A 14,338-nucleotide genomic window follows, 5' to 3' on the forward strand; every position below is an offset into this window, starting at 1 on the left:
GGCCGCCGCCGCTCATGCGGCGAAGCCAAGTCGGCGGAGCCGGCGCCCGGCGCCTGAGGGCACAAAAAAGACTCTGATACGGGCGGCCGAAGGCCGGCCGTATCAAAACATCCGTTCGGACTTCGGCGGCAGGTAGCGGTCGGTGAACATGCTCTCGGCGCTCGGCGGATTGGCGACGCCCAGCGCTTCGGCATTCACCTGCACGAGCTGCTGCGCGCGGGCCATGTCGAGATGGCCCATGCCGCCGGCACGGCTGTTCGGCGTGATGATGGAGCGGTCGCGGGTCATCGCGAAGCGGCGGGATTCCAGCGCCTCGTCGAACAGCGCCTCGCGCCGCTTCAGCGCCGCCATGCCGCCCGGCACGTCGTTCAGCAGCAGCTTCAGGCCGTCGATCGAGGCCTTCACGAAGCGCGCCGCCACCTCCTGGTTCCGCTCCAGCCACTCGGCGCGGACAAACACGCCCGAGCCGTAGAGGTCGAGGCCATGCTCGGCATAGGGCCAGGAGAGGATGTTGTCCTCCGGGATGCCGAGGCCGACCAGGTTGAAATGCACGGTGAAGAGGAAGCCCGTCACCGCATCCACCTGGCCGGTGCGCAGCATGGTGTCGCGCAGGTTCGCGGCCATCGAGGTCCAGCGGACGCGGGAGGCGTCGATGCCGGCGACCTTGGCGAAGGCCGGGAACAGCAGGCGCGAACCTTCGCCCTCCGGCGCGCCCAGGCTCTTGCCGGCGACATCCTGCGGCTTCTCGATGCCGCGCCCCTTCATGGTGACGATGGCGGCCGCCGTGCGGTCGAAGACCGGGTACAGCATCACCAGCCGGCTGTTCGGATTCTCCGCGTTGAACTTCACCGCGCCGGAGAAATCTGCGAAGCCGATGTCATAGGCGCCGGAGCCCACCTTCACGAGCGCATCGCCCGAGCCGAAGCCGCGATCCATGCGGACGGCGAGCTGCTCGCGCCGGAAGATGCCGCGATCCTCGGCCAGGGCCCACATGCCGTGGTTGCCCTGAAGCGCCCAGTCCAGGGTGAAGCGGATGGCGGTCTGGGCCTGCGCGGTGCGGATGGCGGGAAGGGCGAGCGTGGTGCCGGCGGCGGCGGCCATCAGGGTACGACGGTTGAGCATCGGGGGGTCCTCCTCGGTTGCCCGCACCATAGCCGGGAAATGTGATCTGTCACCGCCCTGACAGGGGCGGAGGGGCCGGCTGGCAACCAAAACTGCCCAATTTCCGGGCGGCCTGTCCAGTCCCTGGGCTGTCAGCCCGGGATGCGGCGCTGGCTGCGCTGCGCCAGGTACAGCGTTGCCCCCACCATGATGAGGGTGCCCCAGAACAGCCCCCAGCCCGGCGCCTCGCCGAAAGCCAGCAGGCCGATCATCGCCGCGGCGGGAATCTGCACATATTCGATGGGCGCCAGCAGCCCCACCGGCGAGCGTCGCGCGGCCCAGGAGGCGAGGAAATCGCCCATCATGGCAAAGGCCGACCCGGCCACCAGGAACAGCAGGGCGCGTGGGGAGGGGGTCTGCCAGACGAAGGCGGAAACCGGCCCCCAGATCAGCACGGAGCAGATGGCATACCAGGCGACGACCCGGGCCGGCGGCTCGGTGGAGGACAGGTTCTTCACGGCCACCAGCACCCCGGCCCCGCAGGCGCTACCCGCGAGCGCCGCCAGGGTTCCGGCCGTGGAGGCCGAATCCAGGCTTATCCCCGGGCCCACCACCACCAGCACGCCGGCGAATCCCATCGCCGCGGCGATGGCCCGGTCCCAGCCCACCTTCTCGCCCAGCAGCAGAAAGGCCAGCGGCAGCGCCCAGAGCGGCTTGGCATGCAGGATCGCCACCGCATCGGCCAGCGGCAGCCAGAGCAGCGCGAACATGGAAAGCAGGAAACTGGCCGAGCCTGTGGCGCAGCGCGCCAGATGGGCGCCGGGCCGGCGGGTGGCGAGGGCCGGCAGGCCAAGGCGCAGCATCCAGGGCAGCATGACCAGGGTGGTGAAGACACCGCGTGCGAAGGGCACCAGCGGCACCGGAAGGCCATCCTGCATCGCGGCGCGGAAGCAGGCATTCATCCCGGCGAAGAACAGGCAGCAGCCCAGCATCAGCCCCATGCCGGCCAGCAGGCGGCGTCCCTCCGGGGATGGGGACACCGCCCGCATGGATTATCGGCGTTCCGGCGCCAGCTCCGCCTCCAGCTCCTTGATCCTGGCGATCAGGGTGGTCCGCAGAGCGGGGGAGTTGTGGGGCTTGATGCCGGCCAGCGTTTCCTTCAGCTCCGCCAGCAGGCGGCGCTTTTCCTGGGGCGAGCGGCGGATCGGGCGATTGTCGGAGAACTGCCCCTCATGCGAGCGCATCGGCGTGACCTTCCCGGGCTGTTGTTGCGCCACGGGGTTAGGGGCAGGGACGCCGGGCGTCAACGCGGGCAATGGGCCGCCCACGGCGTTGGCATCTGCCCATGCCCGGGGCAGATTGCGCCTGCCCGACGCCGGCCGCTTGTCCGGACAGCTTGCCCAAAAACCCCGCTCGGCGCAGATAGCGTCCCAGCGCGGTCACCGCGCGACAGGGACGAGCAAGGGAACCGACAAAGATGCCCAACGCATTCCAGCCTTCCCGCCGCGCCGTATTGCTGGGGGCCGCCGGCGCCCTGGCGGCGCCCGCCATGCTGCGCGCGCAGCCCGCCGCCATCAAGCTCGGCATCCTCCAGCCCGTCACCGGCGCGCTGGCGCAGGACGGCGAATATGGCCGCCTCGGCGCCGAGCTGGCGACTGCCGAGATCAACGCCACGGGCGGCATCAAGGCCCTCGGCGGCGCGCAGATCCAGATGGTCTTCGGCGATGCCCGCTCCTCGCCCGAGGGCGGCACGGCCGAGGTCGAGCGCATGCAGGCGGAGGGTGTGGTGGCCGTGGTCGGCGGCTTCGCCAGCCCGATCTGCCTCGCCTCCTCCCAGGCCGCGTCGCGCTACGACCTTCCTTACGTGGCGGATGTCGGCGTCTCGGATGCCATCGTCACGCGCGGGTTGAAGAACACCTTCCGCTTCTCCCCGGGCTTCGGCAGCATCACCGCCGCAGCGCTCGACAACCTCGCCAAGCTGAACGACGCCGCGGGCAAGCCGGCCAAGACCGTGGTCGTGGTGCATGAGGACGGGCTGTTCGGCTCGGGCATGGCGCGGCTGATGGGCACGGAGCTGCCGAAGCGCGGCTTCGAGGTGCTGGAGACGATCAGCCACCCGACGCCTGCGCGCGACATGTCCAACATCGCGCTGCGCATCCGCAGCCTGAACCCGGACCTGATCATCCCGTCCAGCTACTACGCCGAATTCGTGCTGCTGAGCCGCACGCTTCAGCAGCGCCGCATCCGGCCGAAGGGCATCTACTGCGTGCTGAACGGCGCGGCGTCCAACTACCGCTTCGTGCGGGAATTCCCGGATGCGGCGAACCTGGTGATGGACGTGAACCACTGGGCCGATCCGCGCAAGCCGAAGACGGCGGAGCTGCGCCGCACGGTGGAGGCGCAGAACCGCTTCTGGCTGTACAACACGCCGATGAACTATTCGGCCGTGATGCTGGTGGCCGATGCGCTGGAACGCGCCGGTGCCGCCGACCGCGCCAAGGTGATCGACGCGCTGGCCGCGACCGATGGCAAGTTCGACCGCCACATCATGCCCTATGGCCCGACGCGCTTCGTCAACGGCCAGAACCAGGCGGGGCAGGCGGTGAACACGCAGATCCAGGGCAACGACATCAAGGTGATCTTCCCGACCGACTTCGCCGACGCGCAGCCCGTCTTCCCCTGGCCGGCCTGAGGTTTTTGATGACCCTCAGACGTCGGGCGTCGGCCGTTCGGCGCGCCTGGAACTAGGCGCGCCGCATGCGGTCCTTTCCACCTGAGATCGTGATGGAGGCCGTGGCGAACGGCCTCCTCACCGGGGCTGTCTACGGCCTCGTCGCGCTCGGCCTCACGCTGGTCTATGGCGTGCTGCATATCATCAACTTCGCGCATGGCGCCTTGCTGACGCTGGCGATGTATGCGGCCTGGGTGGCCTGGGCCGCCTTCGGGCTGGACCCCTACGTGGCCATCCTGCCGCTGGTGCCGATCTTCTTCGCGCTGGGCTATGGCGTGCAGCGGCTGGTCATCGGCCCGGCGAGCGGTGGCAATGACCAGAACATCCTGCTGGTGACGCTGGGCCTGTCCATCGTGCTGGAGAACGCCATGCTGGCGATCTTCCGCTCTGACACGCTGTCGGTGCAGGTGGACTACGCGATGGAGGTGATCGAGGCCGGACCCATGCTGCTGTCCTTCCCACGCGTGGTCGGCTTCGGCGTGGCCTTCGTGGTGGCCGCCGTGTTGTTCGTGCTGCTGCGGATGACGGATACCGGGCGGGCGATTCGCGCGGTGGCCAAGGAACGCACCGGGGCGGCGCTGGTCGGCATCGATGTCGGCCATGTCTATGCCGTGACCTTCGGCATCGGCACCGCCTGCCTGGCAGTGGCCGCCTGCCTGCTGCTGCCGTCCTTCTATGTGAATCCGCGCGTGGGCAATGCCTTCGTGCTGGTGGCCTTCACCATCGTGGTGCTGGGCGGCATGGGCAGCGTCCCCGGCGCGCTGCTGGGCGGGCTGGCGATCGGCGTGGTGGAGAGCCTTTCGGGCCTGTATCTCGGCGACAGCCTCGGGCAGCTCGGCATCTTCGTGATCTTCATCCTGGTGCTGCTGTTCAAGCCGACCGGTCTGTTCGGGGCCAAGGCATGACCGCGAAGGATGTCTGGCCGATCCTGCTGTTCGGCGCGGTGGCGGCGCTGTTGCCGGTCTTCGTCACCGCCGGTACGCTGATGAATTTTGCGATCTTCACGCTGATCCTTTGCCTTGCGGCGCAGGGGTGGAACATCCTCGGTGGGTTCGGCGGACAGTATTCCTTCGGACATGCGGCCTTCTTCGGCACGGGCGCCTATGTCACGGCGGTGCTGCAGGTGCGCTACGGCGTGAACCCGTACGTCACCTTCCTGGCCGGCATCGCGCTCGCCGCGCTGGTGGGTTGGTTGATCGGTTTTCTGTCGTTTCGCTCTGGCTTGCGCGGCAGCTATTTCGCGCTCGTCACCCTGGCCTTCGCCGAGGTCTTCCGGGTGCTGTCCAACGCCGTCGAATTCACCGGCGGCGCGGCTGGTTTGCTGATTCCGCTGGACCAGCGGGCGGCCAATTTCCAGTTCGAATCGCGCGGCTGGTTCTATCTGGTGGTGCTGGCGCTGGTCGTCCTGGCGCTGCTGATGACTCGTGCGCTGGAACGCTCCCGCCTTGGTGCGCAGTTGGTCGCGGTGCGGGAGAATGAGGAGGCGGCGCGGGCCGTGGGCGTCGATGCGCTGCGGGTGAAGCTCTCCGCCATCACCTTGTCGGCGGCGATGACCGGCGCGGCGGGCGGGCTCTACGCGCAGTATTTCCTCTATCTCGACAGCACCATCGCCTATGGTGCCTGGATCAGCGTGGAAGCGCTGCTGGCGCCGATCATCGGTGGCGCGGGCACCGTCTTCGGGCCGGTGATCGGCGCGGTCATCCTGCACACGCTGGCGGAGGCGACGCGCATGATGGTCGGCCGCATCCCCGGCATCGACCTGGTGATCTACGGCATCCTGCTGATCCTGGTGGTGCGCTTCCCGCCCCGGCATTTTGCCAGTTTCCTGTGGCGACAGTTTCGTTCGTACGATCCTGATCTTCAAATCGTCTTCATTCTGCGGATCAGGCGGCGGCGCAGCGCACAGCGAGAACGGCGATGAGCTTCCTTGAGGTTCGCAACGTCTCGATGCGTTTCGGCGGGTTGATGGCTGTGTCGGATGCGAGTTTCGACGTGGCCGAGGGCAGCATCACCGGGCTCATCGGGCCGAATGGCGCCGGCAAGACCACGCTGTTTGCCATCGTCTCCGGCTTCCAGAAGCCGACCAGCGGCCAGGTGGTCTGGCGCGGCGCGGAGATCACCGCGCGGCCGCCGCATCTGCTGGCCGCCGAGGGACTGTCCCGCACCTTCCAGATCGTGCAGCCCTTCGCCGGCCTCTCGGTGCGCGAAAACATCGCGGTCGGCGCCTTCCTGCGCCACAAGCGCCGCGCCGATGCGATCGCGCTGGCCGAACAGGTGGCGGAACAGGTCGGGCTGACGGCGGAACTCGACAAGCCCGCCGCCGCGCTCACCGTCTCCGGCCGCAAGCGCGTGGAACTGGGCAAGGCGCTGGCCACGCAGCCGAAACTGCTGCTGCTGGATGAGGTGCTGGCTGGGCTCAACCCCAGCGAGGTGCGGGATATCGTGCCGGTGGTCCGTGCCATCCGCGATTCCGGCGTGACGGTGCTGATGATCGAGCACGTCATGCAGGCCGTGATGAACCTGTGTGAATCCGTGCATGTGCTGGCCCAGGGACGCATCATCGCCAGCGGCACGCCGGCCGAGGTCGTCGCCACGCCGGCCGTGGTCGAGGCCTATCTCGGCCATGGCGCCGCCAGCCGTCTGTCAGGGGGCACGCATGCTTGAAGTGCGGGACCTGGTCGCGGGCTATGGGCTGACGCGGGTGCTGGAAGGCGTCTCGCTGGACGTCTCGGCCGGCGAGATCGTCGCGGTGCTGGGCTCCAACGGTGCCGGCAAGACGACGCTGAACATGGTGCTGTCCGGCCTGGTGAAGCCGCGCGGCGGGGAGGTGCGCTTCGCCGGCGAACGCATCACCGGCCTGTCACCGTCGCAGGTGATGGCGCGCGGGCTGATCCAGGTCCCCGAAGGCCGCAAGATCTTCCCCAATCTGAACGTGCGGGAGAATCTGGAACTCGGGTCCTACCGCCGCGCCAAGGCCAATCGCGGGAAAAACCTGGAGAAGGTTTTTGCGACTTTCCCGCGGCTGCGCGAACGTGTGGCGCAGGCGGCCGGCACGCTCTCGGGCGGCGAGCAGCAGATGCTGGCCATCGGCCGTGGCATGATGGCGGAGCCGAGGCTGCTGATCCTGGACGAGCCCTCGCTCGGCCTGTCGCCGCTGCTGGTGGAGGAGATGTTCGCCTTGATCCGCCGCCTGCATGACGAAGGGCTGGCGATCATGCTGGTCGAACAGAATGTCGCCCAGTCGCTGGATCTCGCGCAGCGCGCCTATGTGCTGGAACATGGGCAATTTGCCCTGTCCGGCCGCAGCAGCGAGGTGCGCGAGAATCCGGAACTGAAACGCGCCTACCTGGGACTTTAGGGGAAGGAAAAAACGCCATGGCCATCGTGACGCCGGGGGTGGAGCCCGCCTCCACACTTCTTGCCGCGCCTTCGCCCCAGTGGCTGGGCGAATGGTCCGCCTTCGCGGCGCGTTCGCGCTTTGCCGACCTGCCGTCGGAGGTGGCGCAGCGCACGCGTCTGGCGCTGCTCGACTGCATCGGCGCCATCGCGGCGGGTGCGCAGGAAGGGGAGGTGCAGTCGCTCGCCGCGCGCATGATCTGGCGCGAGGGTGGCGGTGATTCGCCTGTGATCGGCTTCGGCGGTGGCGCGCGGCCCGGCACGGCGGCCTTCCTCAACGGCACCTCCGGCACCATGCTGGAACTGGATGAGGGCAACCAATATGCGCGCGGCCATCCGGCCATCCATGTGGTGCCGGCGCTTCTGGCCGCGCCGCGCGGCGATGGCGCCAGCTTCCTGATGGCACTCGCGCTGGGCTACGAAATGGGCAGCCGCGTCGGCATCGCCAGCAAGCTGAATGTCGCGATGCATCCCCACGGCACCTGGGGCACGCTTGGCGCGGCCGTGGCTGTGGCCAAGTTGCATGGCGCCTGTGCGGCAGAGTTCCGCGGCACCATCAACATGGCCGCCTCGCTCGGCCTCGCCACCTCCCGCAAGAACATGCTGGAGGGCGGCACGGTGCGGAACACCTATGCGGGCGTGTCCAACATGCTCGGCCTGACGGTCTGGGACCTGGTGCGCGCCGGCTTCGAGGGGGAGCGTGACGGCGTCGCCACCATCTTCGGCGAGGTCTCCGCCAGCGACTTCCGGCCGGAGGAGATGGTGCTGGACCTCGGCACGCGATGGGAGGTGGCGCGCAACTACTTCAAGCGCCACGCCGCCTGCCGCTACACCCATGGCGCGCTGGACGCGCTGGCGCGCATCACCGCCAGCACCGGCAGGCTGGACACCGCGCAGATCGCCTCCATCGCGGTCGAGACCTATGTCTGGGCCGCGCAGCTCGACAGCCCCGCGGCGCCGAACATGCTGGCCGCCAAGTTCAGCATTCCCTTCGCGCTGGCCACCTTCATCGTCCATGGCGCCGCCACCGTGCCCGCCTTCCGCGGACCGGCGCGGGAAAATCCGGAGATCCTGGCGCTCGCTGCCCGTGTCACGGTGGATGAGGATGCGGCGATGACGGCGCAGCTTCCGGGCCTGCGCCCCGCCCGCGTCACGCTGGTGATGCGCGATGGCACGCGGCATGTGGCGGAGGTCACGACGAATCGCGGCGACACCGAGGACCCCTTCACCGAGGCCGAGGTGCGCGAGAAATTCCATGAACTGGCCGATCCGGTTTATGGGCGCGGCCGCGCCTCGGCGATCGAGGGCGCGGTGATGGGAATGGGGCCGCAGACCGAGGCCTCCGCATTGGTGGAACTGTTGAAATCATGAGTCTGGATGCCGTTACGCTGGCCGTGCTGAAGGGCCGGCTGGAACAGATCGCCGATGAGATGGATGCGACGCTGTATCGCAGCGCCTTCAACCCCATCATCGCGGAGGCGCGCGACGCCTGCCACGGGCTTTATCACGCGGAGAGTGGCGCGACCCTGGTGCAGGGCACCAAGGGCCTGCCGATTTTCGTCGGCGCCATGTCCTTCGCGGTGCAGGCGGTGATCCGTCGCGTGCAGGCTGGCGCGGGGCTGGAGCCGGGCGATACCTTCATCTTCAACGATCCCTATGAGGGCGGCACCCACCTCAACGACTTTCGGCTGGTGCGGCCGGTGTTTCGGTCCGGAAAACTGTTCTGCTGGCTGGCGAGCGTCGGGCATTGGCTCGACATCGGCGGCAATGTGCCTGGCAACTACAATCCGCGCGCGACGGAAAGCCACCAGGAAGGCGTGCGCTTTCCGCCGGTGAAGCTGATGCGCGCGGGCGTGATGCAGCAGGACATCCTGGACATCCTCGCGGCGAATTCGCGCGTGCCGCAATCCAACTGGGGCGACCTGAACGGCCAGCTCAATGCGCTGGATCTCGGCGAGCGGCGGCTGCTGGAACTGCTGGACGACACTGGCGATGCGGTGGTCGATGCCGCCTTCGGCGCGCTCGCCGACCGCGCCGCGGCCCTGATGCAGGCGGAGGTCGAGGCGCTGCCCGATGGGCACTATGCCTTCGAGGATTACCTCGACAATGACGGCGTGGTGGATGAGCGGCTGGTCATCGCGCTGGACATGACGGTGCAGGGCGGGCGGATGACGCTCGACTTCTCCCGCTCCTCGGGCGCCTGCCTGGGGCCGATCAATATCAGCTACGCGACCAGTGTCGCCGCCTGCTACGTCGCGCTGAAGCACGCCTTCCCGGATGTACCGGCCAATGCGGGCGTGCTGCGGCCGATCGACTTCGTCATCCCGGAAAGCTCGCTGCTGGCCGTCGGTCCGCCGCGACCGGTGGCGGGCTACACCGAAACCATCCTGCGGCTGATCGGCGTGATTTTTGGTGCGCTGGGCAAGGCCGTGCCGGAACGCGCGACCGCTGCGCCCTTCGGCACCATCAACGCGCTGTCGCTGTCCGGCCAGAAGCAGGACGGCACGCGCTGGGTGATGTTCTCCTTTTTCGGCGGCGGGCTCGGCGGCAATCCGGAATCGGATGGGCTGCACCACGCCAACAATCCGATCTCCACCGCGACGATTCCGCCGGCCGAGATCATGGAAGCCGCCTATCCGGTGATGTTCACCCAATGGGCGCTGCGGCCGGATAGCGGCGGCGCCGGTCTGCATCGCGGCGGCGTTGGAGCGGTGTACGAGATCGAGGCGCTGTCGCCCGGCACCACGGAGGTGGCGCTGCTCGGCGAGCGTGGCCGCTACGCGCCCTTCGGCGTGGCCGGCGGTGGCGAGGGCGCGCTGAACCGCTTCGCCTGGCAGGATGGCGAGGGCTGGCAGACGCCGCCCATGGCCAGCAAGATCGTCGGCGTGAAGCTGCAGCGCGGCCAGCGGCTGCGGCTGGAAAGCCCCGGTGGCGGCGGCTGGGGCGACCCGGCGCAACGCAACAAGGAGGCCGTGGCGCGTGACCTGCGCCTCGGTTTCATCACGCCCGAAGTGGCCAAGCGCGAATACGGATACGAGGCATGAGCGTGGACCATAAGGGCGGTGCCGTTGTCGGCCCCATTGTTGGTGTCGATGTCGGCGGCACCTTCACCGACCTGTTTCTGTTCGACCCCTCGGCCGGCACCTTCCGCACCGCCAAGGTGCCGTCGAACCGGGGCGATGAGGCCGTGGGCTTCATGGCCGGGCTGCGCAAGCTGGGCGGCCCCGCGGGCTTCGAGGCGATCGTGCATGGCACGACGGTCGGCACCAATGCACTGCTGGAACGCAAGGGCGCGAAGCTCGGCGTCATCACCACCGCCGGTTTTCGGGACGTGCTGGAAATGCGCCGCCGTGACCGGCGCAATACCTGGGGGCTCTGGGGCGAGTTCTTCGCGGTGACCGACCGCGACATGCGCCTGGAAGTCGCCGAGCGCGTGCTGGCCGATGGCAGCATCCACACGCCCGTGAATGCGGAGGAGGTGGCGGCCGCCGCGCGGGAATTGCTGGCACGCGGGGCGGAAGCCTGCGCCGTCATCTTCATCAATTCCTACGCCAATGCCGCGAATGAACGCGAAGCGGCCCGGGCTGTGCGGGCGGTCTGGCCAAATGCGCATGTCTCCGTCTCCTCCGAGATCCTGCCGGAAATCCGGGAGTTCGAGCGGGCCTCCACCACGGCGCTGAACGCCTATCTCCAGCCCGGCGTCGCCAGCTATCTCGGCAAGCTGGAAGCGGCGCTGGCCGAGGATGGCTTCGGCGGCCGCTTTCACATCGTGCAGTCGAATGGCGGCATCATGTCCACCGCCACGGCGCGCAGCGTGCCGGTGCGCACGGCGCTGTCCGGCCCGGCCGCGGGCGTGATCGCGGCGGCGGCGATCGCCAAGGCGGCGGGCTTCGAGAACGCCATCACCTGCGACCTGGGCGGCACCAGCTTCGACGTTTCGCTGGTCAGCCGGGGGCGCATGGAGCTGGCGGCGCAGGCCACCATCGATTTCGGCCTGGTGATCCGCAGCCCGATGATCGAGATCACCACCATCGGCGCCGGCGGTGGCTCCATCGCCCATGTCGATCGCGGTGGGCTGTTGCAGGTGGGTCCTGAATCGGCCGGCAGCCGGCCGGGGCCGGTCTGCTATGGCCAGGGCAATACCCGGCCGACGCTGACGGATGCCAACGTGGTTCTCGGCCGCATCAATGCGGACAAGCCCATCGGCGGTGCACTGGCGCGGCTGGATGTGGAGGGCGCCAAAGCCGCCATTGCCGAGCATGTCGGCAACCCGCTCGGCCTCGATGCCATGCAGGCGGCGGAGGCCATCGTCCGCGTCGCCAATGCCAAGATGGCGGGTGCGATCCGCCTGGTCTCCATCGAGCGTGGGCATGACCCCCAGAAATTCGTGGCGCTGCCCTTCGGCGGTGGCGGCGCGCTGCATGTGGGGGCGCTGATCAAGGAAGTCGGGCTGCAGGCGGCGCTGGTGCCGCGCTTCCCGGGCGTGACCAGCGCCATAGGTTGCGTCATCGCCGATGTGCGGCACGACCAGGTGCGCACGCTGAACCTGAACCTGGATGGCATCGACGCCGCCGCACTGGATGCGCGCATGGTGGAGGAAGCCGCCGCCGCCCGCGCCGTGGTGGATGGCGCCGGCCTGCCGGTGACGCGCACCGAAATCCGCTTCGAGCTCGACATGCACTACGCCGGCCAGACCCATACGGTGGGCGTGCCGGTGCCGGTGCATGTCATCAACGGCACCACCGGCGTGTCGGAGGCCATCATCCGCATGGCCTTCGAGGCCGCCTATCAGACCGCCTTCAGCCGGCTGCTGCCCGGCCTGCCGATCCGCATCGTCTCGCTGCGCACGGCGGCCATCGGCGTGCGTCCCGACTTCGACCTGAAGGCCCTGGCCCCGCCCAAGGATGCCACGGTGGAGGGTGCCGCGCGCGGCGTCCGTCAGGTGTGGTTCGACGGTGCCTGGCACACGGCCAATGTGTGGTCGCGGCTGGACCTGCCGGAGGGGGCTCGGGTGCATGGGCCGGCGATCCTGGAACAGGGCGATGCCACGGTGGTGGTGGACCCCGATCTGGTCGCCCGCGTCGATGCCTATGGCAACCTCATCATCGAGCGGGAGTGACGCCGTGCTGACCGATACCGCGCTGCTGCTCTGTGACCTGCAGAACGATTTCATCCATCCCGATGGCGCCTATGGCCGGGCAGGGCAGGGGGCGGCGGAGATTGCCGCCATCCCGGCCCGGCTGAAGCCACTGGCGGATGCGGTGCGGGCCAAGGGGGGCTGGATCGCCTCCACCCACTTCACCCTGTTCACCGGCAAGGGCGGCGAACCCTTCATCGACCCGCATCTGCGTCACCTGCGGCCCTTCCTGAAGAAGGGCGACTTCGTGCAGGGAAGCTGGGGCCATGCGGTGGTCGATGAGCTCGCGCCGTCCGACCTGCCGGTGGAGAAGGTTGGCTACGATGCCTTCTACCAGACCCGTCTCGAATGGATTTTACGCAAGGCGGGCGTACGAAAGCTGCTGGTCTCGGGCATCGTCACCAATGGCGGTGTGGCGTCCACCGTGCGCGGCGCGCATGTGCGGGAGTTCGACGTGACGGTGCTGGAGGATGCCTGCGCCGCCTTCAGCCGCGAGGTCCATGAAACGGCCATCGCCGCCCTGCGCCCCGTCGCGAAGATCAGCACCGTCGCCGCCGAACTGGCAAAGCTGCAATGAGCATCCGCCGCGAACAGGACCCGGTCTTCGATGCCGAAGTGCCCGTCGCCATCATCGGCGCCGGCGCCGCCGGCCTGGTCGCGGCACTCGCCTGCCGCGGCGCGGGGGTGGAGCCACTGCTGCTGGAGCGGGACCCGGTGCCGCGCGGCAGCACCTCCCTCTCCGCCGGCCTGATCCCCGCCGCCGGCACGCGCTTCCAGCGCGCGCATGGCATTGCGGATGACGCCGCGACCTTCGCCGCCGACATCCAGCGCAAGGCCCACGACCACGCCGAGCCCGGCACGGTCGCCACCGTGGCGCGCGAGGCGGCGCCGACGCTGGAATGGCTGGCCGATGCTCATGGCCTGGATTTCAGCGTCGTCCATGATTTCGACTATCCCGGCCATAGCCACCGCCGCATGCACGGCCTGCCCAGCCGCAGCGGCGCGGAGCTGGTGGACCGGCTGCGCAATGCGGCGGAGGCGGCGGAGGTGCCGCTGTTGACGGAGGCCCGCGTCACCACCCTGATCCTCGACCAGCACTGCACCCCGCGCGGCCTGATCGCGGAACGGCCGGATGGCAGCGTGGAACGCATCGGCGCGAAGGCCATCGTGCTGGCCTGCTGCGGCTATGCCGGCAACAAGGCCCTGGTCGCGCGCTACATCCCCGATCTGGTGGAGGCCGTCTATTTCGGCCATCCGGGCAATGAGGGCGAGGCCCTGGCCTGGGGCGAGGCGCTGGGCGCGGAGCTGCGCGACATGACCGGCCATCAGGGCCATGGCTCCGTCGCGCATCCGCAGGGCATCCTGGTCTCCTGGGCCGTCATCATGGAGGGCGGCTTCCAGGTGAATGCCTCCGGCGCGCGCTTCTGGAGTGAATCCAGCGGCTATTCGGAAGCCGGCGTCGCCGTGATGCGCCAGCCCGGCGCCATCGCCTGGGATATTTTTGACCAACGCATCGCCGCCATCACCCGCCAGTTCGAGGATTTTCGGCAGGCCGAGGCGCAGGGTGCGGTGCTGGTCGCCGACAGCATCGCCGAACTCGCCCGGATGACGAAGCTACCGCTGGAATCGGAGATGGCGACCGTCGCCGCGCTGAAGGCCGCCGGCGCCACGGATGGTTTTGGACGCAACTGGCAAGGTGTCGCCCAACTCGCGCCGCCCTATTGCGCCGTGCGCGTCACCGGGGCGCTGTTCCACAGCCAGGGCGGCCTCGTTGTGGATGACCAGGCGCGCGTAAAACTTGCGGGGGGCGGGATCGTCCCAAATCTCTTCGCCGCCGGCGGCGCGGCCTGCGGCGTATCCGGGCCGGAGGCTTCGGGCTATCTTTCGGGCAATGGCCTGCTCAGCGCGGTCACCCTCGGCCGCATCGCCGGGGAGGCAGCGGCCGCGCTGGTGAAGCAGGGATAGGGGAAGAC

Annotated in this window: 13 protein-coding genes; 10 read left to right on the top strand and 3 right to left on the bottom strand. The window is 68.9% G+C overall.

The genetic code is table 11. The features are described 5' to 3' along the window. Positions 1-102 precede the first annotated feature (102 nt). The 3 genes from JJQ90_RS23680 to JJQ90_RS23690 form a co-directional block, all read right to left on the bottom strand. Entirely contained in the window at positions 103-1,122 is a 1,020-nt protein-coding gene (locus tag JJQ90_RS23680) for an ABC transporter substrate-binding protein (RefSeq protein ID WP_230410936.1), read from the bottom strand. Between the two features lie 131 nt (positions 1,123-1,253). Further along, positions 1,254-2,150 carry a DMT family transporter gene (locus JJQ90_RS23685; RefSeq protein ID WP_230410937.1) on the bottom strand — a complete coding sequence of 299 codons (897 nt, stop codon included), beginning with the start codon at positions 2,148-2,150 and terminating at the stop codon, positions 1,254-1,256. A 3-nt stretch (positions 2,151-2,153) separates the two neighbouring features. Beyond that, a complete protein-coding gene (locus JJQ90_RS23690; protein WP_216878754.1) occupies positions 2,154-2,345 on the bottom strand; it encodes a hypothetical protein in 192 nt (63 codons plus the stop codon). A 233-nt stretch (positions 2,346-2,578) separates the two neighbouring features. On the opposite strand from JJQ90_RS23690, the gene JJQ90_RS23695 reads away from it, so the two are divergent. From JJQ90_RS23695 to JJQ90_RS23740, 10 genes are all read left to right on the top strand, one after another. Then, positions 2,579-3,793, top strand: coding sequence for an ABC transporter substrate-binding protein (locus tag JJQ90_RS23695; protein WP_216878755.1), 1,215 nt, complete (start codon positions 2,579-2,581; stop codon positions 3,791-3,793). A gap of 65 nt (positions 3,794-3,858) precedes the next feature. After that, complete coding sequence (locus JJQ90_RS23700; protein WP_216878756.1) at positions 3,859-4,737, top strand: branched-chain amino acid ABC transporter permease; 879 nt, start codon at positions 3,859-3,861, stop codon at positions 4,735-4,737. Continuing rightward, on the top strand, positions 4,734-5,753 hold the full coding sequence (locus JJQ90_RS23705) for a branched-chain amino acid ABC transporter permease (protein ID WP_216878757.1): 1,020 nt from the start codon (positions 4,734-4,736) through the stop codon (positions 5,751-5,753). Before JJQ90_RS23700 ends, JJQ90_RS23705 begins: the two co-directional genes overlap by 4 nt. Beyond that, positions 5,750-6,496 (top strand): ABC transporter ATP-binding protein, encoded by a 747-nt coding sequence (locus JJQ90_RS23710; RefSeq protein WP_216878758.1) that lies wholly within the window; start codon positions 5,750-5,752, stop codon positions 6,494-6,496. The genes JJQ90_RS23705 and JJQ90_RS23710 overlap by 4 nt, the downstream gene beginning before the upstream one ends. After that, complete coding sequence (locus JJQ90_RS23715) at positions 6,489-7,190, top strand: ABC transporter ATP-binding protein (protein WP_216878759.1); 702 nt, start codon at positions 6,489-6,491, stop codon at positions 7,188-7,190. Before JJQ90_RS23710 ends, JJQ90_RS23715 begins: the two co-directional genes overlap by 8 nt. A 17-nt stretch (positions 7,191-7,207) precedes the next feature. After that, a complete protein-coding gene (locus tag JJQ90_RS23720) occupies positions 7,208-8,599 on the top strand; it encodes an MmgE/PrpD family protein (RefSeq protein WP_216878760.1) in 1,392 nt (463 codons plus the stop codon). After that, complete coding sequence (locus JJQ90_RS23725) at positions 8,596-10,272, top strand: hydantoinase B/oxoprolinase family protein (RefSeq protein WP_216878761.1); 1,677 nt, start codon at positions 8,596-8,598, stop codon at positions 10,270-10,272. Before JJQ90_RS23720 ends, JJQ90_RS23725 begins: the two co-directional genes overlap by 4 nt. Next, positions 10,269-12,347, top strand: a complete 2,079-nt coding sequence (locus tag JJQ90_RS23730) for a hydantoinase/oxoprolinase family protein (RefSeq protein WP_216878762.1) — start codon at positions 10,269-10,271, stop codon at positions 12,345-12,347. Before JJQ90_RS23725 ends, JJQ90_RS23730 begins: the two co-directional genes overlap by 4 nt. A 4-nt stretch (positions 12,348-12,351) precedes the next feature. After that, positions 12,352-12,942 carry a cysteine hydrolase gene (locus tag JJQ90_RS23735; protein ID WP_329959508.1) on the top strand — a complete coding sequence of 197 codons (591 nt, stop codon included), beginning with the start codon at positions 12,352-12,354 and terminating at the stop codon, positions 12,940-12,942. Further along, positions 12,939-14,330 carry an FAD-dependent oxidoreductase gene (locus JJQ90_RS23740; RefSeq protein ID WP_216878764.1) on the top strand — a complete coding sequence of 464 codons (1,392 nt, stop codon included), beginning with the start codon at positions 12,939-12,941 and terminating at the stop codon, positions 14,328-14,330. The genes JJQ90_RS23735 and JJQ90_RS23740 overlap by 4 nt, the downstream gene beginning before the upstream one ends. Positions 14,331-14,338 lie beyond the last annotated feature (8 nt).

Origin of the sequence: Falsiroseomonas oleicola, assembly GCF_019029495.1 — a bacterium.
GTDB classification, from domain to species: domain Bacteria; phylum Pseudomonadota; class Alphaproteobacteria; order Acetobacterales; family Acetobacteraceae; genus Falsiroseomonas; species Falsiroseomonas oleicola.

Excerpts from the sequence above, each read along its gene's own strand:
- JJQ90_RS23680 (WP_230410936.1), bottom strand. The coding sequence starts at position 1,122 with ATGCTCAACCGTCGTACCCTGATGGCCGCCGCCGCCGGCACCACGCTC.
- JJQ90_RS23720 (WP_216878760.1), top strand. The coding sequence starts at position 7,208 with ATGGCCATCGTGACGCCGGGGGTGGAGCCCGCCTCCACACTTCTTGCC.
- JJQ90_RS23715 (WP_216878759.1), top strand. The coding sequence starts at position 6,489 with ATGCTTGAAGTGCGGGACCTGGTCGCGGGCTATGGGCTGACGCGGGTG.
- JJQ90_RS23740 (WP_216878764.1), top strand. The coding sequence starts at position 12,939 with ATGAGCATCCGCCGCGAACAGGACCCGGTCTTCGATGCCGAAGTGCCC.
- JJQ90_RS23725 (WP_216878761.1), top strand. The coding sequence starts at position 8,596 with ATGAGTCTGGATGCCGTTACGCTGGCCGTGCTGAAGGGCCGGCTGGAA.
- JJQ90_RS23685 (WP_230410937.1), bottom strand. The coding sequence starts at position 2,150 with ATGCGGGCGGTGTCCCCATCCCCGGAGGGACGCCGCCTGCTGGCCGGC.
- JJQ90_RS23705 (WP_216878757.1), top strand. The coding sequence starts at position 4,734 with ATGACCGCGAAGGATGTCTGGCCGATCCTGCTGTTCGGCGCGGTGGCG.
- JJQ90_RS23730 (WP_216878762.1), top strand. The coding sequence starts at position 10,269 with ATGAGCGTGGACCATAAGGGCGGTGCCGTTGTCGGCCCCATTGTTGGT.
- JJQ90_RS23690 (WP_216878754.1), bottom strand. The coding sequence starts at position 2,345 with ATGCGCTCGCATGAGGGGCAGTTCTCCGACAATCGCCCGATCCGCCGC.
- JJQ90_RS23710 (WP_216878758.1), top strand. The coding sequence starts at position 5,750 with ATGAGCTTCCTTGAGGTTCGCAACGTCTCGATGCGTTTCGGCGGGTTG.
- JJQ90_RS23700 (WP_216878756.1), top strand. The coding sequence starts at position 3,859 with ATGCGGTCCTTTCCACCTGAGATCGTGATGGAGGCCGTGGCGAACGGC.
- JJQ90_RS23695 (WP_216878755.1), top strand. The coding sequence starts at position 2,579 with ATGCCCAACGCATTCCAGCCTTCCCGCCGCGCCGTATTGCTGGGGGCC.